Annotated in this window: 19 protein-coding genes; 11 read left to right on the top strand and 8 right to left on the bottom strand. The window is 67.5% G+C overall.

Annotation, left to right across the window (positions count from 1 at the left end; all coding sequences use genetic code 11):
• The first annotated feature begins 15 nt into the window (after window positions 1-15).
• The 3 genes from hrcA to ACVK00_RS19820 all read left to right on the top strand — a co-directional run bounded on the left by hrcA (window position 16) and on the right by ACVK00_RS19820 (window position 2,732).
• Window positions 16-1,038, top strand: a complete 1,023-nt coding sequence (gene hrcA / locus ACVK00_RS19830) for a heat-inducible transcriptional repressor HrcA (RefSeq protein WP_006752732.1) — start codon at window positions 16-18, stop codon at window positions 1,036-1,038.
• A gap of 137 nt (window positions 1,039-1,175) precedes the next feature.
• Entirely contained in the window at window positions 1,176-2,240 is a 1,065-nt protein-coding gene (hemH, locus tag ACVK00_RS19825) for a ferrochelatase (protein WP_354122919.1), read from the top strand.
• An 84-nt stretch (window positions 2,241-2,324) separates the two neighbouring features.
• Window positions 2,325-2,732, top strand: a complete 408-nt coding sequence (locus ACVK00_RS19820) for an RNA-binding S4 domain-containing protein (protein ID WP_284894838.1) — start codon at window positions 2,325-2,327, stop codon at window positions 2,730-2,732.
• Here ACVK00_RS19820 and ACVK00_RS19815 read toward each other — a convergent pair.
• Window positions 2,704-2,865, bottom strand: coding sequence for a hypothetical protein (locus ACVK00_RS19815; protein ID WP_006752735.1), 162 nt, complete (start codon window positions 2,863-2,865; stop codon window positions 2,704-2,706). The genes ACVK00_RS19820 and ACVK00_RS19815 overlap by 29 nt on opposite strands.
• A gap of 353 nt (window positions 2,866-3,218) precedes the next feature.
• Here ACVK00_RS19815 and grpE point away from each other — a divergent pair, with 353 nt between their 5' ends.
• The 5 genes from grpE to ACVK00_RS19790 all read left to right on the top strand — a co-directional run bounded on the left by grpE (window position 3,219) and on the right by ACVK00_RS19790 (window position 9,659).
• Complete coding sequence (gene grpE, locus ACVK00_RS19810; protein ID WP_284894837.1) at window positions 3,219-3,764, top strand: nucleotide exchange factor GrpE; 546 nt, start codon at window positions 3,219-3,221, stop codon at window positions 3,762-3,764.
• A gap of 10 nt (window positions 3,765-3,774) precedes the next feature.
• On the top strand, window positions 3,775-4,245 hold the full coding sequence (locus ACVK00_RS19805; RefSeq protein WP_228906914.1) for a thioredoxin family protein: 471 nt from the start codon (window positions 3,775-3,777) through the stop codon (window positions 4,243-4,245).
• A 146-nt stretch (window positions 4,246-4,391) separates the two neighbouring features.
• Entirely contained in the window at window positions 4,392-6,344 is a 1,953-nt protein-coding gene (dnaK, locus tag ACVK00_RS19800) for a molecular chaperone DnaK (RefSeq protein WP_228906915.1), read from the top strand.
• A gap of 254 nt (window positions 6,345-6,598) precedes the next feature.
• Window positions 6,599-7,735, top strand: coding sequence for a molecular chaperone DnaJ (dnaJ, locus tag ACVK00_RS19795; RefSeq protein WP_175695708.1), 1,137 nt, complete (start codon window positions 6,599-6,601; stop codon window positions 7,733-7,735).
• Window positions 7,736-7,739: 4 nt separating this feature from the next.
• Window positions 7,740-9,659: a bifunctional anthranilate synthase component I family protein/class IV aminotransferase gene (locus tag ACVK00_RS19790; RefSeq protein ID WP_284894836.1), complete on the top strand. Its 1,920-nt coding sequence runs from the start codon at window positions 7,740-7,742 to the stop codon at window positions 9,657-9,659.
• Window positions 9,660-9,809: 150 nt separating this feature from the next.
• Here the strand turns inward: ACVK00_RS19790 and panB are convergent, their stop codons facing one another.
• Genes panB through hda form a run of 6 tightly spaced genes read right to left on the bottom strand, consistent with a single transcriptional unit; the run spans window position 9,810 to window position 14,896 of the window.
• Window positions 9,810-10,625, bottom strand: coding sequence for a 3-methyl-2-oxobutanoate hydroxymethyltransferase (panB, locus tag ACVK00_RS19785; protein ID WP_011656041.1), 816 nt, complete (start codon window positions 10,623-10,625; stop codon window positions 9,810-9,812).
• Window positions 10,626-10,667: 42 nt separating this feature from the next.
• Window positions 10,668-11,354: a deoxynucleoside kinase gene (locus ACVK00_RS19780; protein WP_006750661.1), complete on the bottom strand. Its 687-nt coding sequence runs from the start codon at window positions 11,352-11,354 to the stop codon at window positions 10,668-10,670.
• Complete coding sequence (gene folK / locus ACVK00_RS19775; RefSeq protein WP_006750662.1) at window positions 11,351-11,893, bottom strand: 2-amino-4-hydroxy-6-hydroxymethyldihydropteridine diphosphokinase; 543 nt, start codon at window positions 11,891-11,893, stop codon at window positions 11,351-11,353. The genes ACVK00_RS19780 and folK overlap by 4 nt, the downstream gene beginning before the upstream one ends.
• A 35-nt stretch (window positions 11,894-11,928) precedes the next feature.
• Complete coding sequence (gene pcnB, locus ACVK00_RS19770) at window positions 11,929-13,467, bottom strand: polynucleotide adenylyltransferase PcnB (protein WP_284894835.1); 1,539 nt, start codon at window positions 13,465-13,467, stop codon at window positions 11,929-11,931.
• Between the two features lie 5 nt (window positions 13,468-13,472).
• Entirely contained in the window at window positions 13,473-14,150 is a 678-nt protein-coding gene (locus ACVK00_RS19765) for a histidinol-phosphatase (protein WP_006750664.1), read from the bottom strand.
• 11 nt (window positions 14,151-14,161) lie between these two features.
• Window positions 14,162-14,896, bottom strand: coding sequence for a DnaA regulatory inactivator Hda (hda, locus tag ACVK00_RS19760; protein ID WP_006760485.1), 735 nt, complete (start codon window positions 14,894-14,896; stop codon window positions 14,162-14,164).
• A 247-nt stretch (window positions 14,897-15,143) separates the two neighbouring features.
• Between hda and purM the strand changes: the two genes are divergently transcribed.
• Together purM and ACVK00_RS19750 are read left to right on the top strand one after the other, a co-directional pair.
• Window positions 15,144-16,199, top strand: coding sequence for a phosphoribosylformylglycinamidine cyclo-ligase (purM, locus tag ACVK00_RS19755; RefSeq protein WP_006750666.1), 1,056 nt, complete (start codon window positions 15,144-15,146; stop codon window positions 16,197-16,199).
• Between the two features lie 107 nt (window positions 16,200-16,306).
• Complete coding sequence (locus ACVK00_RS19750) at window positions 16,307-16,702, top strand: YybH family protein (protein ID WP_228906919.1); 396 nt, start codon at window positions 16,307-16,309, stop codon at window positions 16,700-16,702.
• Window positions 16,703-16,741: 39 nt separating this feature from the next.
• Here ACVK00_RS19750 and tet(64) read toward each other — a convergent pair whose 3' ends face one another.
• Complete coding sequence (tet(64), locus tag ACVK00_RS19745; RefSeq protein ID WP_284894834.1) at window positions 16,742-17,935, bottom strand: tetracycline efflux MFS transporter Tet(64); 1,194 nt, start codon at window positions 17,933-17,935, stop codon at window positions 16,742-16,744.
• A 62-nt stretch (window positions 17,936-17,997) separates the two neighbouring features.
• Here tet(64) and tetR point away from each other — a divergent pair, with 62 nt between their 5' ends.
• Window positions 17,998-18,633: a tetracycline resistance transcriptional repressor TetR gene (gene tetR, locus ACVK00_RS19740; RefSeq protein ID WP_354122920.1), complete on the top strand. Its 636-nt coding sequence runs from the start codon at window positions 17,998-18,000 to the stop codon at window positions 18,631-18,633.
• Window positions 18,634-18,645 lie beyond the last annotated feature (12 nt).

Raw genomic sequence — 18,645 nt, 5'->3', positions numbered from 1 at the left:
CTAAAATTTTCCACCATGCTAGATCCTCGCGCACGAACCCTCCTGAAAACCCTGATCGAACGGTATATCGCCGACGGTCAGCCGGTCGGATCGCGCACGTTGTCCCGTTACTCCGGGCTCGAGCTGAGCCCGGCAACGATCCGCAACGTGATGTCCGACCTGGAGGAGCTCGGCCTCGTGTCGAGCCCCCATACGTCGGCCGGCCGCGTGCCGACGCCGCGCGGCTATCGCCTGTTCGTCGACACGATGCTGACGGTCGAGGCGCCGATCGACGCCGAGGCCGTCGCGCGGCAGGTGCAGCACACGCTGCAGGCCGGCGAACCCCAGCAGCGGGTCGTGGCGGCCGCGGCGAGCGTGCTGTCGAACCTGTCGCAGTTCGCGGGCGTCGTGCTGACGCCGCGCCGCAGCCACGTGTTCAAGCAGATCGAGTTCATGCGCCTGTCGGACAAGCGGATCCTGCTGATCATCGTCACGCCCGAGGGCGACGTGCAGAACCGGATGCTCGCGACACCGCGCGACTATTCGCCGTCGCAGCTGACCGAGGCGTCCAACTACATCAACGCGCATTTCGCCGGGCTGTCGTTCGACGAGGTGCGCCGCCGCCTGCGCGACGAGATCGACCAGTTGCGCGGCGACATGACCACGCTGATGCATGCGGCCGTGACGGCCAGTACCGAGGTGCCCGATACCGAGGACACCGTGCTCATTTCCGGCGAGCGCAACCTGCTCGAAGTGGCGGATCTGTCGTCCGACATGGCGCGGCTGCGCAAGCTGTTCGACGTGTTCGACCAAAAGACGGGCCTCCTGCAACTGCTCGACGTGTCGAGCCACGCCCAGGGCGTGCAGATCTTCATCGGTGGCGAATCGACGCTCGTGCCGATCGAGGAGATGAGCGTCGTCACCGCACCCTACGAGGTGAACGGCCAGATCGTCGGCACGCTCGGCGTGATCGGCCCGACCCGCATGGCTTACAACCGCGTGATCCCGATCGTCGACATCACCGCGCGCCTGCTGTCGCTCACGCTGAGCCAGCAATAACCTGACCGGCACCGTCCCGCCATCGTGCCGCGGCGCCGCGAGCGCCGCCATTCGGCCGAACGGCCAGCCGACCCGAGCGGGGCGGCCCGCTATAATTGAGGGCCGTCCGACTGCGTGCCCCGAGCACGTTCCTGCCCATGCGTTTCGATCTTGAGCCGCCTTCGAGCGTCGCGGCCGCCCATCGCATCGGCGTGCTGCTGATCAATCTCGGCACGCCCGACGCCCCGACGCCGCGCGCGGTGCGGCGCTATCTGGCCGAATTCCTGTCGGACCCGCGCGTCGTCGAAATCCCGCAGGTCATCTGGCAGGTACTGCTGCGCACGCTGATCCTGCCGCTGCGCGGCCGCGCGTCCGCGAAGAAATACGCGGCCGTCTGGATGCCCGAGGGTTCGCCGCTGCGCGTCTACACCGAGCGCCAGACCGAGGGCGTGCGCCACCTGCTCGCATCGAACGCCTATCAGGTGACGGTTGATTACGCGATGCGCTACGGCAGCCCGAACATTGCGCAGGCGCTCGCGCAGTTCAAGCGGGCGGGCGTCGAGCGCGTGCTGTTGATGCCGATGTATCCGCAATACTCGGCGTCCACCACCGCGACGGCATTCGATGCCGCGTTCGCGGCGCTCGCGCGGATGCGCAACCAGCCGGAAGTGCGCACGGTGCGGCAGTACGCCGACCATCCGGCCTACATCCACGCGCTCGCCGAGCAGGTGCGCCAGTATTGGGCGCAGCACGGCCGGCCCGACTTCGCCGCCGGCGACAAGCTCGTGCTGAGCTTTCACGGCGTGCCGAAACGGACGCTCGACCTGGGCGACCCCTATCCCGACCAGTGCCAGCAGACGGGCGCGCTGCTGATGGCCGCGCTCGGGCTGTCGACGCTCGAATGCCGCGTGACCTTCCAGTCACGCTTCGGCAAGGCCGAATGGCTGCAGCCGTACACGGCGCCGACGCTGCGTGAGCTCGGCGCGGCCGGCGTGCGGCGAGCCGATGTGTTCTGTCCCGGTTTTACGGCCGATTGTCTGGAGACGATCGAGGAGATCGGGATGGAGGTGCGCGACGAGTTCATCGCGGGCGGCGGCCAGGCCTTCCACCGGATTCCGTGCCTGAACGGCGCGCCCGCATGGATCGGCGCGGTGGGCGAGATCATCGCCGAGAATCTGCAGGGCTGGCCGGTGAAGGCCGCGCAGCCTGAAATGGTGAACTGAAATGACGGGACGCCCCCCGCGCACACTGCGTTCGCCGTTCGAGCGGACGGTCAGCCGCGATGGGGCGGCACGGCGGAGGCTGGCATGAACTACAAGATTTCGACGGAACCCGGCGCGAGGCTGCGCATCGACAAATGGCTGTGGGCAGCCCGCTTCTTCAAGACGCGCTCGCTCGCGTCCGACGCGGTCGACAAGGGTCACGTGAAGATCGGCGGCGCGGCGGTCAAGCCGGCGAAGGACGTGCGGATCGGCGACGAGGTCGAGATTGCGATCGACGGTGTCGTCTGGCACATTGCCGTGCTGGGAATTTGCGACGTGCGCGGGCCCGCGAGTATCGCGCAGACGCTCTACGCGGAAACGGAAGCCGGGCGCGTCGCGCGGCTCGCCGAACTGGAACGGCGCCGCACGTATCGGGAGCCGGCGGCGGAACTGCACGGCCGGCCGACCAAGCGCGACCGGCGCATCATCGACAGATTTTCGGGTGGAAGCTGAACATCTGGTCGAACGTCGCCCGCGCGCTTCCGTATTCGGTCGTGCGGTCGGTGACGGCTCCGGACAGGCAGATGGTGGTGGTGCCGGCAATCAGTACCAGCGCGACCACCGATATGGCAAAGGTCAGTTTCACGGTACTCGCCTCATGGGACGGTTGAATGCGGCGCCAGGTGAATGTCAGGCGGCGGTCAGCTAGGGGTAAACACGCTTTCCGACGCTTGAGTTGGAGTGTAGTGCAGCCCCTCGAACCGGGCTAGTACTAGTCAGGTAAGCGTTGTTACCGGGCGTTTCGTCCGGTTTGGCGGCAAATGCGCGCAATGGGGCGGCGCGCCGCGCGGTTGTTTCGCGGCATTGGCGAATGCTGGCGAATAACCCACTTGAAGTCGCAGTTTTCGCCCTTATTTGCACCATGAATGTGCGGTGCCGCCGGGTATACGGTCTGGCGGTTGCCGATTTGGCTTCAACCTCTAATCGACTTTCAGCGACATGGAAAACACGCAAGAGAACCCGGCTACCCCTTCGGCCGACGACATCGGCAGCGAGAAGCAGGCGGCGCAAGGCGCTGCCCCCGCCGCCGAAGCAGCCGACGCGGCGCTCGCGGAGGCTCAAGCCAAGGTCGCCGAGCTGCAGGAGAGCTACCTCCGGGCGAAGGCCGAGACGGAGAACGTCCGCCGCCGCGCGCAGGACGACGTCTCGAAGGCGCACAAGTTTGCGATCGAGAGCTTTGCCGAGCACCTGCTGCCGGTGCTGGACAGCCTCGAGGCCGCCGTCGGCGACACGTCCGGCGACATCACGAAGGTGCGCGAAGGCGTCGAGCTGACACTGCGCCAGTTGACGAGCGCGCTCGAGAAGGGCCGTGTCGTCGCGATCAATCCGGTCGGCGAGAAGTTCGATCCGCATCAGCACCAGGCGATTTCGATGGTGCCGGCCGAGCAGGAGCCGAATACCGTCGTGACCGTCCTGCAAAAGGGCTACACGATCGCCGACCGCGTGCTGCGCCCGGCACTCGTCACGGTCGCCCAGCCGAAGTAAGGCTGCCGCGATGGTTCCCGCCGGCGTCGATCCGGCCGCGTTCAACGCGTTCGACATGCAGGCGCTGGCGGCCGACACGTTCGACGCCGGTGTCGCCGGCGCCGGCGACGCCCCGCAGGAAGTCCCCTTGGGGGATGCGCTCGTCGTGGTGTTCTTCTGGGGCGTCGACTGCTTCAACTGCGAGATCGCGAAGAAGGCGATGCTCGCCCAGCCGGACGCGATCCGCGCGCTGGGCCTGAAGTGGTTCCACTGCAACGTGTACGAACACCATGAGGTGGGGCGCCGCTTCGGCCTGCACGGCGTGCCGACGTGGTTCTTCTTCCACCGCGGCAAGCGGCTCGGCCGCGCGACCGGCTGGCATGGCCTCGCGCAGTTCCAGGCGGCGGTGTCGGCGGCGCGCGCGAAGATCGCCGCGGCGGCTGGCGCGCAGCCGGGCGAGCGCGACGGCGGCCTGCACGATCCAGCTACCGGCGGCGATTGAAAAAATTTAATATCCGCATCGCTGGGCGGGTCTTGAAAACGGGCCGGCCGGACGCATTTCGGGAACAGAGTTGAATTCAGGCGCGCGAAACCGCCCAAAAACGCAGGATTTCGCGCAGCAAACAAGCATTTCTGGAGATTAGGAAAATGGGAAAGATCATTGGTATTGACCTCGGCACCACGAACTCGTGCGTCGCCATCATGGAAGGCAACCAGGTCAAGGTCATCGAGAACTCGGAAGGCACGCGTACGACGCCGTCGATCATCGCCTACATGGACGATAACGAAGTGCTCGTCGGCGCGCCGGCCAAGCGTCAGTCCGTGACCAACCCGCGGAACACGCTGTTCGCCGTGAAGCGCCTGATCGGCCGCCGCTTCGAAGAGAAGGAAGTCCAGAAGGACATCGGCCTGATGCCGTACGCGATCATCAAGGCCGACAACGGCGACGCATGGGTCGAAGCGCACGGCGAGAAGCTCGCGCCGCCGCAGGTTTCGGCGGAAGTGCTGCGCAAGATGAAGAAGACGGCCGAAGACTACCTCGGCGAGCCGGTCACGGAAGCCGTGATCACGGTGCCGGCGTACTTCAACGACAGCCAGCGCCAGGCAACCAAGGACGCCGGCCGCATCGCGGGCCTCGAAGTCAAGCGGATCATCAACGAGCCGACCGCGGCCGCGCTCGCATTCGGCCTCGACAAGGCCGAGAAGGGCGACCGCAAGATCGCCGTGTATGACCTCGGCGGCGGCACGTTCGACGTGTCGATCATCGAGATCGCGGACGTCGACGGCGAAATGCAGTTCGAAGTGCTGTCGACCAACGGCGATACGTTCCTCGGCGGCGAGGACTTCGACCAGCGCATCATCGATTACATCATCGGCGAGTTCAAGAAGGAGCAGGGCGTCGACCTGTCGAAGGACGTGCTCGCGCTGCAGCGCCTGAAGGAAGCGGCCGAAAAGGCGAAGATCGAGCTGTCGTCGAGCCAGCAGACCGAAATTAACCTGCCGTACATCACGGCCGACGCATCGGGTCCGAAGCACTTGAACCTGAAGATCACCCGCGCGAAGCTGGAAGCGCTGGTCGAGGACCTCGTCGAGCGCACGATCGAACCGTGCCGCATCGCGATCAAGGACGCCGGCGTCAAGGTGTCGGACATCGACGACGTGATCCTGGTCGGCGGCCAGACCCGCATGCCGAAGGTGCAGGAGAAGGTGAAGGAGTTCTTCGGCAAGGATCCGCGCCGTGACGTGAACCCGGACGAAGCCGTCGCGGTTGGCGCGGCGATCCAGGGCCAGGTGCTGTCGGGCGACCGCAAGGACGTGCTGCTGCTCGACGTGACCCCGCTGTCGCTCGGTATCGAGACGCTCGGCGGCGTGATGACGAAGATGATCAGCAAGAACACGACGATCCCGACGAAGCACGCACAGGTGTATTCGACGGCGGACGACAACCAGTCGGCCGTGACGATCAAGGTGTTCCAGGGCGAACGCGAGATGGCGGCAGGCAACAAGCTGCTCGGCGAGTTCAACCTCGAAGGCATCCCGCCGTCGCCGCGCGGCGTGCCGCAGATCGAAGTGACCTTCGACATCGACGCGAACGGCATCCTGCACGTCGGCGCGAAGGACAAGGCGACCGGCAAGGAAAACAAGATCACGATCAAGGCGAACTCGGGCCTGTCCGACGCTGAAATCGACCAGATGATCAAGGACGCGGAAGCGAACGCAGCGGAAGACCACAAGCTGCGCGAGCTGGCTGATTCGCGCAACCAGGGCGACGCGCTGGTCCACAGCACGAAGAAGGCGCTCACCGAGTACGGCGACAAGCTGGACGCGGGCGAGAAGGAAAAGATCGAAGCGGCGCTGAAGTCGCTCGAGGACGCGCTGAAGGATACGTCGGCCGACAAGGCGGCGATCGACGCGAAGGTCGAGGAACTCGGTCAGGTTTCGCAGAAGCTCGGCGAAAAGATGTACGCCGACATGCAGGCGCAGCAGGCCGGTGCGGCTGGCGCGGCGGGTGCAGCGGAAGGCGCGGCCCACACGGGTGGTGCGCAGCAGGCCGCCGACGACGTCGTCGACGCCGAGTTCAAGGAAGTGAAGAAGGACTAAGCCGGGTTGCCATGGCACCGCACGCCGCGCGCGAGACGCGCGCGGCGCGGCTGAACAGCGGTCTGTCTTTCCCTTCCGGATGGCCGGATCGACTCCACGCCTGGCGGGCTTCGCGGCCCTCCGGGCACATTTGTTTTTTGGCGGGTGCTGCGCGAGCCGTCCGCGGACGGCGCAGCGCCAGACGAGTCGAGAGACTTTACTGCGGGCGAAAGGAGCCGCCGCGCGTGCGACGCGCGCCGGCACAGTGAATCGATATGGCGAAACGGGATTACTACGAGGTTCTGGGCGTCGCGAAGAATGCGAGCGACGACGAAATCAAGAAGGCGTATCGCAAGCTTGCGATGAAGTACCACCCTGACCGCAATCCGGACAGCAAGGATTCGGAAGAGCATTTCAAGGAAGTGAAGGAAGCCTATGAAATGCTGTCGGACGGCCAGAAGCGTGCGGCGTACGATCAGTACGGCCACGCGGGCGTCGATCCGAACATGGGCGGTGCGGGCGGCCAGGGTTTCGGCGGTTTCGCGGATGCGTTCGGCGATATCTTCGGCGACATCTTCGGCCAGGCCGCGGGCGGCGCCGCGCGCGGCGGCCGCGGCGGCCCGCAGGTGTATCGCGGCGCCGACCTGCGCTACAGCATGGAAATCACGCTCGAGCAGGCCGCGCACGGCTACGACACGCAGATCCGCGTGCCGAGCTGGGTGTCGTGCGAAGTCTGTCACGGCTCGGGCGCGAAGCCCGGCACGAAGCCGGAAACCTGCCCGACCTGTCACGGCCAGGGCACGGTGCGCATGTCGCAGGGCTTCTTCAGCATCCAGCAGACCTGTCCGAAGTGCCACGGCACCGGCACCTACATCCCGGAACCGTGCGTGCACTGCCACGGCTCGGGCAAGGTGAAGGAAACCAAGACGCTCGAAGTGAAGATCCCGGCCGGGATCGACGACGGGATGCGGATCCGCTCGGCCGGCAACGGCGAGCCCGGCATCAACGGCGGGCCGCCGGGCGATCTGTACGTCGAGATCCACATCAAGCCGCATTCGGTGTTTGAGCGCGACGGCGACGATCTGCACTGCCAGATGCCGATCCCGTTCACGACCGCCGCACTCGGCGGCGAGATCGAGGTGCCGACGCTGGCCGGCCGCGCCTCGTTCCCGGTGCCGGAAGGCACGCAGTCGGGCAAGACGTTCCGCCTGCGCGGCAAGGGCATCAAGGGTCTGCGTTCGAGCATCGCGGGTGATCTGTACGTACACGTGCAGGTCGAGACGCCCGTGAAGCTGACCGACCAGCAGCGCGACCTGCTCAAGCAGTTCGAGAAGTCGCTGGCCGAGGGCGGTGCGCGTCACAGCCCGCAGAGCAAGAGCTGGTTCGACCGGGTGAAGAGCTTCTTCGAGTAACGGCATGACTGAAGGCAACGAGAGCGCGTCATTCGCGCTCTTGGACGATTGCGACTCGACCGCGGTTGCGCGGTCGAGTCGTTTGTATTCCGGTTTCGTGCGCGAACGCGTATGCACGGATCCGGCGCGGCTCGACGACGTCGATGCGGCGGTGGCGCAGGACTTGCGCGACGGGCTGCATGCGGTGGTCGTCGGCGATTACGAATTCGGACGCAATCTGGAAAGAGCGCAGCCGGGCCATGCCCCGCTGCGCTTTTTGCTGTTTGCGCGCTGCGAGCGCCTGTCGCGCGACGAAGTCGACGCGTGGCTCGCGCAGCAGGATGGCGGCGGCCCGCCGTCGATCGCGGGCGTCGCGCACGTCGCGAAGAGCGTGTCGCGCGACGCGTTCGATGCGGCGATCGCCGCCGTGCACGATGCACTGCGCACGGGCGACTCGTACCAGATCAACTACACGTACCGGCTGAATTTCGACATGTTCGGCACGCCGCCCGCGCTGTACCGGCGGCTGCGCGCGCGTCAGCCCGTGCGTTACGGCGCGCTGATCGCGCTGCCCTGCGGCGCGTGGGTCGTGTCGTGCTCGCCGGAGCTGTTCGTCGAGAAGCGCGGCGACGTGCTGCGCGCGCGGCCGATGAAGGGCACTGCGCCGCGCTCGGCCGATCCGCGTGAAGATGCGGCGGCGGCCGCGTTCCTCGCGAACGATCCGAAGAACCGCGCGGAAAACGTGATGATCGTCGACCTGCTGCGCAACGACGTGTCGCGGATCGCGCGCACGGGCACGGTCAAGGTGCCGGCGCTGTTCTCGGTCGAGCCGTATGCGTCGGTGTGGCAGATGACGTCGACGGTCGAGGCCGGCTGGCGCGACGGGACGACGTTCGCGCAGATGCTGCGCGCGCTGTTTCCATGCGGATCGATCACCGGTGCGCCGAAGCACAAGACGATGGAACTGATCGACGCGATCGAGTCGACGCCGCGCGGGCTCTATACGGGCGCGATCGGCTGGCTCGATGCGCCGAGGGAAGACCAGTCGACAGGCGATGCGGCGCCCGACGGCGTGGCCGGCTGCGGTGATTTCTGCCTGTCGGTCGCGATCCGGACGCTCACGCTCGAAGCGGTCGGTATCGATGCTGTCGCAACGGTCGACGCGCGCGAGGCGGCGGCTCGTGGGGCCGGCCGGCGGCGCGGCACGATGGGGGTCGGCGCGGGTATCGTGCTCGACAGCGTTGCCGCCGACGAATATGCGGAGTGTGAATTGAAAGCACGATTCCTGACCGACGCCGATCCCGGCTTCCAGTTGTTCGAAACCACCGCGGCGACGCGTGCGGACGGCATCCGGTATCTCGAGCGCCATCTCGCGCGGCTGCAGGGCAGCGCGGACGCGTTCGGCTTCCGCCTCGATGCCGACGCATTGCGTCGCGAGGTCGATGCGCGCTGCGCGGCGCTCGACGGCGATGGCCCGTACCGGATGAAGCTGGCGCTCGCGAAGGACGGCACGCTCGACATCACGGCCGCGGCGCTGAAGCCGCTGCCCGCGGGGCCGGTCCGCGTGATGCTCGCGTCCGCGCACGGCTTCGCGCCGACCCGCACCGACGACGCGCTGCTGCTGCACAAGACCACGCGTCGCGCCGAATACGACCGTGCATGGCAGGCGGCGGAAGCGCTCGGCGGCTTCGACATGCTGTTCGTCAACGAGCGCGGCGAGGTGACGGAAGGCGGGCGCTCGAACCTGTTCGTGAAGCTCGACGGCCAGTGGGTGACGCCGCCGCTGGCGAGTGGCGTGCTGCCGGGCGTGATGCGCGCCGTGCTGCTCGACGACCGCGCGTTCGGGGCGGTGGAGCGTATCGTCACGCGTGACGACCTTGCGCGCGCGCAAGCGCTGCTGCTGACCAACGCGCTGCGCGGCGCGCTCGACGCGGTATTGACATGACGCAATGAGGGTTCGGGCCGCGTGCCCGAAGGACCGGTGCCGCACGTCTTCGGCAACCGGGCGTCCGGACAAAAAAGCGCGGCACCCCGCAAAGGGTGCCGCGCTTTTTTGTATCGAGACGACGCCGGCGAACGCGCCGCCGGCCGCGCGTCAGAACGAGTGTTCCGGGCCGGGGAACGAACTGTCCTTCACCGCGCGCACATAGGCTTCGACGGCCGCCTGGATGGTCGGCTGGCCCTGCATGAAGTCCTTCACGAAGCGCGGACGCTTGCCGGGGAAAATGCCCAGCATGTCGTGCAGCACGAGCACCTGGCCCGAGCAGTCGGTGCCTGCACCGATGCCGATCGTCGGAATCTTGAGCATGTGCGTGACTTCGGATGCGACGAGCGTCGGCACCGCTTCGAGCACGACGAGTTGCGCACCGGCATCCTCGACCGCGCGCGCGTCGCGCAGCAGTTGCGCGGCGCCGGCCTCGGTCTTGCCCTGTACCTTGAAGCCGCCGAACGCGTGCACCGACTGCGGCGTGAGGCCGACGTGCGCACACACGGGCACCGCACGCTCGACGAGGAAACGGATCGTTTCGGCGAGCCACTCGCCGCCTTCGAGCTTGATCATCTGCGCACCGGCGCGCATCAGCTTCACGGCGCTCGCGAATGCCTCGGCCGGCGTGCCGTAGGTGCCGAACGGCAGGTCGGCGATGATCAGCGCGCGCGGCTGCGCACGCGCGACACAGGCGGTGTGGTACGCGATGTCGTCGAGCGACACGGGCAGCGTGGTCGTGTGGCCCTGCAGTACGTTGCCGAGCGAATCGCCGATCAGCAGCACGTCGACGCCCGAGCGGTCGAGCAGCGCGGCAAAGCTCGCGTCGTAGCAGGTGAGCATCGCGATCTTCTCGCCGGCATCGCGCATTGCCTGCAGCTTCGGCACCGTGACGGCAGGCCGGCTCGATTCCTGGAGATAGGTCATGGGAAATCCGGTTCGATGGTGAAAACGACAGGCGAGGACGCGTCAGCGTGTCGTCTCGCCCTTGACGAAGAATTCCTTGCGGCCGCGCATCGTCTCGATGCGCTCGATCAGCAGCGCGAGGTCTTCGGGGGAATCCTGCGGGTTCAGGTGTTCGGCTGCGACCGTCAGTACCGGCGTGCGGTCGTAGTGATAGAAGAATTCGTTGTACGCGTCGACGAGCGAGCGCAGGTATGCGTCGCTGATCTGCAGTTCCATCGGCAGCCCGCGCTTCTGGATGCGCGAGAACAGCACCTCGGGGCTCGCCTGCAGGTAGACGACGAGATCGGGCGCAGGCGCCTGCGGCACATCGAGGTGCGTCGCGATCGACCGATACAGCTGCCATTCGTCTTCCGGCAGGTTCAGCCGCGCGAAGATGTCGTTCTTCTGCGGCATGTAGTCGGCCACGACGGGCCGGCCCGTGTCGAGCGCGCCGATCAGTTCGCGCGCCTGCTGCGCGCGCTGCAGCGCGAACGACAGCTGCGCGGGCAGCGCGTAGCGCGCGGTGTCGCGATAGAAGCGTTCGAGGAACGGGTTGTCCTGCGGGCGTTCGAGCAGCGCCTGCATCGACCAGCGCTCGCCGAGCAGACGCGCGAGCGTCGTCTTGCCGACGCCGATCGGGCCTTCGATCACGAGATAGCGATGGGGGGCGCGCAGGTCGGGTGCGGTGACGGTCAGCGGAGTGGTGTTCATGGGCAGCGGTTCTTGTCGGCGTCGGCGCCGGCGGCCAGGGCCTTCTGCATCAGGCATTGACAGGTCTGCACCTTCTCGACGCGCTGGTCGGCGACGGCGGCGAGGAACGCATCGGCGCGGCCGCGCGCCGGGATATCGAGCGCCGGCTCGATTTCGACGAGCGGCACGAGCGCGAAGGCGCGATCGGTGAGGCGCGGATGCGGGACGATCAGGTCGGGTTCGTCGATCGAGTCGGTGCCGAACAGCAGGATGTCGAGGTCGAGCGTGCGCGGCGCGTTGCGATACGGGCGCTCGCGCCCGAAGTGATGTTCGATCTTCTGGCAGAGCGCGAGCAGCTCCCGGGCCGACAGCGTCGTGTCGAGCTTGACGACGCAGTTGTAGTAATCGTCGCCGCCCGCCTCGAAGGGCGCCGTGCGATACAGGCTCGACTTGCCGAGGATCGAGATGGTGCGCTGCTGCGCAAGGCACACCACCGCGTCCTTCAGGGTCTGGCGTGCATCGCCGAGATTCGCTCCCAGTCCGATATATGCAACCGTCATGGCATCACTTCCTACGTCGTTCGCCGGCGAGCGCGTCAGTCGTCGGAACCGCCTGCGGTGTCCGGCGCCTGCTCGGCTGCGCCTTCGTCCGGCTTGCGGTTTCGCACACCGCCGCGGCGGCGCCGCTTGCGGGGCGATTTTTCCTTCGAGCCGCCCTGCGTGAGGAGTGCCTCACGAGCGGCTGCGTCGCCTTCGATGAAATCCGTCCACCACTGGCCGACAGCTGCTTCCAGCTCGCCGGATTCGCAGCGTAACAGGAGGAAATCATACCCCGCTCTAAACCTTTGGTGTTCCAGCAGCCGCATCGCGCTGCGGCCCGAGCGTTTTTCCAGGCGCAACTGCAGGCCCCAGATTTCGCGCATGTCGGCCGAGTAGCGCTTGTGGATCGCGAGCTTCTCGGTCTGCATGTCGATCACGTCGTCCATCGCGCGATGGAGCGCCGGTACCGGGATTTCGCCTTCGGCCGTGTATTGTTCGAAGCGCTGGCGCATGTCGTGCCACAGCAGCGTCGCGAACAGGAAGCCCGGCGACACCGTCTTGCCGGCGCGCACGCGCGCGTCGGTGTTGTTCAGCGCGAGCGTGATGAACTTCTCGCCCTGCGGCTGTTCGAGCACGACGTCGAGGAGCGGCAGCAGCCCGTGGTGCAGGCCTTCCTTGCGCAGCCGCTGCAGGCACGCGAGCGCCTGGCCCGACAGCAGCAGCTTCAGCATTTCGTCGAACAGGCGCGCGGCCGGCACGTTGTTGACCAAGTCGGCCAACGCGTTGATCGGTTCACGCGTGTGCGTCTCGATCTCGAAGCCGAGCTTCGCCGCGAAGCGCACGACGCGCAGCATCCGCACCGGATCCTCGCGATAGCGCGTGGCCGGATCGCCGATCATCCGCAGCAGGCGGGCGCGTATGTCGGCCATCCCGTCGTGGTAGTCGAGCACCGTCTGCGTCGACGGATCGTAGTACATCGCGTTGATCGTGAAGTCGCGGCGCGCGGCGTCTTCGTGCTGCTCGCCCCAGACGTTGTCGCGCAGCACGCGGCCGCTTGCATCCACCGCATGCGTGCGGCGATCGAGCTCGTCGCGCTTCAGGCGCTTCGGCGGCTCGGCCGCGGCGGCTTCGGGCGGTGCGTCGACCAGGGCGCGGAACGTCGACACCTCGATCAGTTCCTGGCCGAACTGCACGTGGACGATCTGGAAGCGGCGGCCGATCAGGCGCGCACGGCGGAACAGGCGCTGCACCTCGGTCGGCGTTGCGTCGGTCGCGACGTCGAAGTCCTTCGGCGCGATGCCGAGCAGCAGGTCGCGCACCGCGCCGCCGACGATGAACGCGCGAAAACCCGCCTGCTGCAGCGTGTCGGTCACGCGCACCGCGTTCCGCGAGATCAGCGATGGATCGATCTGGTGCACGCTGGCCGGCACGACGGTCGGTTCGTGATTGCCGCGCGGTTTTTTGGCCGCGCCGCTGCCGCGGCTACCCTTCGCGGGGCGCGGAGCGGGGGCCGTTTCGACGGCGGGCGCCTCGACGGGCGACGTTTGTTCGGCGTCGTCCTGGCCGAGCAGCTTGCGAATGAATTTTTTGATCACGACGTTCAGAAAAGATCGAGGATGCGCCAGCCGCGGTTGCTTGCATGCGCGCGCAGCGTGTCGTCGGGGTTGGTCGCGATCGGGTCGGTGACTTTCTCGAGCAACGGGATGTCGTTGTGCGAGTCGCTGTAGAAGTAGCTGTGTTCGAAGTCGTCCCAGTGCTTGCCGAGCGACGCGAGCCATGCTTCGGTGCGCACGATCTTGCCTTCGCGATAGCTCGGCGTGCCGGTCGGCCGGCCCGTGTACGGCGAGTCGGGGTGCCCGTCGGTCGTTTCGACCTCGCACGCGATCAGCGTGTCGACGCCGAACGCGGTCGCGATCGGACGCGTGATGAATTCGTTGGTCGCCGTCACGACGCAGCACAGATCGCCGGCATCGAGGTGCTTGCGCACGAGTTCGAGCGCGGCGGGCGTCATCGCGGGGCGGATCACCTCGTGCATGTACTGCTCGTGCCATTCGGCGAGCTGCGCGCGCGAGTACTTCGCGAGCGGCGTGAGCATCGCGCACAGATACGCATGGATGTCGAGCTTGCCGGCCTTGTAGTCGGCGAAGAACTGATCGTTCTGACGCGAGAAGCTTTCCGCGTCGACGATGCCGAGCTTCACCATGAAGCGACCCCATTCGTGGTCGCTATCGGTCGGGATCAGCGTGTGATCGAGGTCAAAGAGTGCCAGATTAGTCATGGATGCGCATTTTACTCGAAGCGGTTGGGGCCTGTGCCCGGCGGTGCGATGTCGTCGCCGGGGCGCGCCAGCATCCGGCGCAGCAAGGGCAGCGTGACGGCGCGTTTCTGCTCGAGCGAGAAGCGGTCGAGCGCGTCGAGCAGCGCCATCAGGCTCGGCATGTCGCGGCGGAAATGGGTCAGCAGGTAGGCGGCGATATCGTCGGTGAGCGCGATCCCGCGCTCCTTGGCCGCGAGCTTCAGCACGGCGATCTTGCCGGCGTCGGACGGCGGCGACAGGTGGAACACGAGCCCCCAGCCGAGGCGCGTGCGCAGATCCTCGCGCACGTCGAGCGCGAGCGGCGCCGCGGGGCCTGCCGCGACGAACGCGCTCGACGGGTGCGCGCGAACCTCGTTGAACAGGTTGAACAGCGCGACCTGCTGCGTGTCGCTCATCCGGTCGCAGTCGTCGATCGCGTAGATGCCGATGCGCGGGTCGAACGTGAACGCGCCGAGCGGGCTCTGCGGTGTGAGGTAGCGCGCGTAGCCGTACGACGCGTCGCTCACGAGCGCCTGCAGCAAGTGGGTGCGGCCGCTGCCGGGCTCGCCCCAGATGTAGAACGACCGGTCCGGCACGGGCCCCGCCGCGAGCGCGAGGTCGAGCTTCTGAAGCCGCGAGATGAGCTCGTCGTTCTCCTCATTCATGATGAAGTTGTCGAACGTGGCGGGCGGCGGCGTGCCGAGATCGAGCGTCAGTTGACGGGACACAACAGTCACAATGCGGGTCGGTTGATGAAACGCGTGGCGTACGCCGGGCACGCGCGGGGGGCTGCTCCGGTGTCTGCACACGCGGCCGCACGCACGGCGGCGCGCGGGTTTCGGCGCGGCTCGCGGAGCGATGAAAACGGGGACGTGTCGACCAAGATGCAATCCCTGACGATTCGGTGCTGGGAATTCCGGCCAACGGGCCGGCTTCGGGTAAAATCGCATTTTACCGACCTTCTCGCATTCCCCCATGAATCCTCCGAAATCCGCTCCCGACGCTCAGGGTCTGTCCTACCGCGACGCAGGCGTCGACATCGACGCAGGCGACGCGCTCATCGACAAGATCAAGCCTTTTGCGAAGAAAACCCTGCGCGACGGCGTGCTCGGCGGCATCGGCGGGTTCGGCGCGCTGTTCGAAGTGCCGAAGAAGTACAAGGAGCCCGTGCTCGTGTCGGGCACCGACGGCGTGGGCACCAAGCTCAAGCTGGCCTTTCATCTGAACAAACACGACACCGTCGGCCAGGATCTCGTCGCGATGAGCGTGAACGACATCCTCGTGCAGGGTGCCGAGCCGCTGTTCTTCCTCGACTACTTCGCGTGCGGCAAGCTCGACGTCGACACGGCCGCCACGGTCGTCAAGGGCATCGCGCACGGCTGCGAACTGTCGGGCTGCGCGCTGATCGGCGGTGAGACGGCCGAAATGCCGGGCATGTACCCGGACGGCGAATACGACCTGGCCGGTTTCGCGGTCGGCGCGGTCGAGAAGAGCAAGATCATCGACGGCAGCACGATCGCCGAAGGCGACGTGGTGCTCGGCCTCGCATCGAGCGGCATCCACTCGAACGGCTTCTCGCTCGTGCGCAAGATCATCGAGCGCGCGAACCCCGACCTGTCGGCCGATTTCCACGGCCGCTCGCTGGCCGACACGCTGATGGCGCCGACGCGCATCTACGTGAAGCCGCTGCTCGCGCTGATGCAGAAGCTGCCGGTGAAGGGTATGGCCCACATCACTGGTGGCGGCCTCGTCGAGAACATTCCGCGCGTGCTGCGCGAAGGCCTCACCGCCGAGCTCGACCAGAACGCATGGCCGCTGCCGCCGCTGTTCAAGTGGCTGCAGGAGCACGGCGGCGTCGCCGACGCGGAAATGCACCGCGTGTTCAACTGCGGGATCGGCATGGCAGTGATCGTGTCGGCGGCGGACGCCGACGCGGCGATCGCCGACCTGACGGCCGCCGGCGAACAGGTGTGGAAGATCGGCACCGTGCGTGCGAGCCGCGAAGGCGAGGCGCAGACGGTCGTGGTCTGACGCAGCGCACGCAGGATGCAGCAAGGAAAGCCGCCCGGAGTCGATCCGGGCGGCTTTTTTTCTGGCGCGGGCAGGCATCTCGACGCGCCCCCGAAGGAGGAACGACGATGACCGAAGACGAACGCGCGATTCGCGAGCTGGTGGAAACCTGGTTCGTGTCGAGCCGGCGCGGCGATCTGGCGACCGTGCTCGACCTGATCGCCGACGACGCGATTTTCATGGTGGCCGGCAAGCCGCCGTTCGACAAGGCGGCGTTCGCGGCCGCCTCGCGCGACGCGAATGCGGCGGCCGGCAACGGGCCGAAGGTCGATGGCCGCTACCGGATCGACGAACTGCGCGTGATGGGCGACTGGGCGTACCTGCGCAATTTCCTCGAAATCGACGTGACGCCGCCGGGCGGCGACACCGTGCGCCGCTCGGGCCATACGCTGACGATCTTCCGCAAGTCGGATGGCCGCTGGCAGCTCACGCGCGATGCGAATCTCGTGACGCTCGCGCACTGAGCGAGGTGGCGTGAGCGCTGCCGGGCAGCTGGCCGCCGTTCACGCGGACGGCCGCGGTGCGCTCGTCGGGCGCGCGCCCGCCAGCAACGGCGGCACCAGCAGATAGAGCAGCGCGGCCGCGGCCCATACGAGCCCCGGCCACGTGCCGCGGGTGGCCGCGTAGGTCGTCGTGACGACGAGCGGCCCGGCGACGCCGATCAGGCTCGCCACGCTCGCGAGCGTGCCCTGCAGTTCGCCCTGGCGCGCATCGTCGACCTGACGCGCGAGCATCGCCTGCAACGCCGGCAGCGTCATGCCACCCGCCGCGAACAGCGGCAGCAGTGCGAACGGCACCCATGCGGCCGTCGCGAACGCGATCATTACCAGCCCGAGCGCGTCGCCCGCGAGGCCCAGGGCGAGTGCGCGGCGCTCGCCGAGCCGTGCGATCAGCGGCCCGATCGCGAAGGCCTGCGCGAGCGCGTGGCACGCACCGTAGCCGGCGAGCGACAGCCCCGCGACGGGCGTGGACCAGCCGAAATGCTCCTGGCCGTACAGAATCCACAGCGTCGCGGGCGCCTGCGACACCAGCGCGACGATCACGTAGATGCCGATCAGCGGCACGAGCGCGGGCGCGCCGCTCAGCCGGCGCAGGCCGGCGAACGGGTTGAGCGTGGCGACCGCGCGACTTGCCCGGGCCGCGCGCGGACGTGATTCCGGCAGCGCGCGCCACACGAGCGCGAGGTTCAGCGCATTGAGCAGCGCGGCCGCGACGAACGGCGCGCGCAGGTGCAGCGCGCCGAACAGCCCGCCGATCAGCGGGCCTGCTATGAAGCCGACGCCCATCATCGCGCCGAGCTGGCCGAAGCGCCGTGCGCGGTCGGGTTCGGCCGTGACGTCGGTCACGTACGCGGTCGCGACCGCGACGTTCGCGCCAGTGATGCCGGCGATCAGCCGCCCGACGTAAAGCCAGGCCAGCGTCGGCGCGAGCGCCATCAGCAAGTAGTCGAGCGCGGCGCCCGCAAGCGACGCGAGCAGCACGGGCCGGCGGCCGAAGCGGTCGCTCAGCGTGCCGAGCAGCGGGGCGCACAGGAATTGGGCGAACGCGTACAGCGCGAGCAGGATCCCATAGTGGGTGTCGGTGCTGCCGGCGCCGGCGAGCGTGCGCAGCAGGCCGGGCAGGATCGGCATCACGATCCCGACGCCGATCGCGTCGAGCAAGACCGTGGCGAGGATGGCAATCAGGGACGGATTCAAGGCGACTACTCTATCGATGATAGAGTGGCGATTATTCCATAGTTTCCCTATCGGTGATAGAGATGAAGGACACGGGTGCGCGGCTGACGCGCGACACGGTGATGCGCGCGGCGCTCGATCTGCTCAACGAGGTCGGTATCGACGGACTGTCGACGCGGCGGCTCGCGGAGCGGCTCGGCGTGCAGTCGCCGACGCTGTACTGGCACTTCCGGAACAAGGCCGAGCTGCTCGACGCGATGGCCGAGGCGATCATGCTCGAGCGCCACGGCGCGTCGCTGCCGCGGCCGGGCGACGCCTGGGATGCGTGGCTTATCGAGAATGCGTGCAGTTTCCGTCGCGCGCTGCTGGCCTATCGCGACGGCGCGCGCCTGCATGCCGGTACGCGGCCGCGCACGCTGCATTTCGGTTCGATCGAACGGAAGGTGGCGCTGCTGGCCGGGGCGGGCTTTGCGCCGGACGAAGCGGTCGACGTGATGTACGCGCTCGGCCGCTTCGTGGTCGGTTGGGTGCTGGAAGAGCAGGCGGAAGCGGAACGCGAAACCGACACGACGCTGCCTGACACGGCCGAGCATCCGCTCCTCGCGCAGGGCTGGGCTGCGCTGCGCGAGCGTGGCGGCGACGAAGCGTTCGAGCGCGGCGTGGCGTTGATCGTCGATGGCGCGCGCGCGCGTCTGGCGGCTCGCCTGCGCGGCGATTGACCCCGTGCCCGC

It is taken from the genome of Burkholderia sp. PvR073, from assembly GCF_054055695.1.
This window is presented reverse-complemented; position numbering and strand designations above follow the sequence as displayed.

Coding starts and splice junctions, on each gene's coding strand:
- hrcA (WP_006752732.1), top strand. CDS start 16: ATGCTAGATCCTCGCGCACGAACCCTCCTGAAAACCCTGATCGAACGG.
- hemH (WP_354122919.1), top strand. CDS start 1,176: ATGCGTTTCGATCTTGAGCCGCCTTCGAGCGTCGCGGCCGCCCATCGC.
- ACVK00_RS19820 (WP_284894838.1), top strand. CDS start 2,325: ATGAACTACAAGATTTCGACGGAACCCGGCGCGAGGCTGCGCATCGAC.
- grpE (WP_284894837.1), top strand. CDS start 3,219: ATGGAAAACACGCAAGAGAACCCGGCTACCCCTTCGGCCGACGACATC.
- ACVK00_RS19805 (WP_228906914.1), top strand. CDS start 3,775: ATGGTTCCCGCCGGCGTCGATCCGGCCGCGTTCAACGCGTTCGACATG.
- dnaK (WP_228906915.1), top strand. CDS start 4,392: ATGGGAAAGATCATTGGTATTGACCTCGGCACCACGAACTCGTGCGTC.
- dnaJ (WP_175695708.1), top strand. CDS start 6,599: ATGGCGAAACGGGATTACTACGAGGTTCTGGGCGTCGCGAAGAATGCG.
- ACVK00_RS19790 (WP_284894836.1), top strand. CDS start 7,740: ATGACTGAAGGCAACGAGAGCGCGTCATTCGCGCTCTTGGACGATTGC.
- panB (WP_011656041.1), bottom strand. CDS start 10,625: ATGACCTATCTCCAGGAATCGAGCCGGCCTGCCGTCACGGTGCCGAAG.
- ACVK00_RS19780 (WP_006750661.1), bottom strand. CDS start 11,354: ATGAACACCACTCCGCTGACCGTCACCGCACCCGACCTGCGCGCCCCC.
- folK (WP_006750662.1), bottom strand. CDS start 11,893: ATGACGGTTGCATATATCGGACTGGGAGCGAATCTCGGCGATGCACGC.
- ACVK00_RS19765 (WP_006750664.1), bottom strand. CDS start 14,150: ATGACTAATCTGGCACTCTTTGACCTCGATCACACGCTGATCCCGACC.
- purM (WP_006750666.1), top strand. CDS start 15,144: ATGAATCCTCCGAAATCCGCTCCCGACGCTCAGGGTCTGTCCTACCGC.
- ACVK00_RS19750 (WP_228906919.1), top strand. CDS start 16,307: ATGACCGAAGACGAACGCGCGATTCGCGAGCTGGTGGAAACCTGGTTC.
- tetR (WP_354122920.1), top strand. CDS start 17,998: ATGAAGGACACGGGTGCGCGGCTGACGCGCGACACGGTGATGCGCGCG.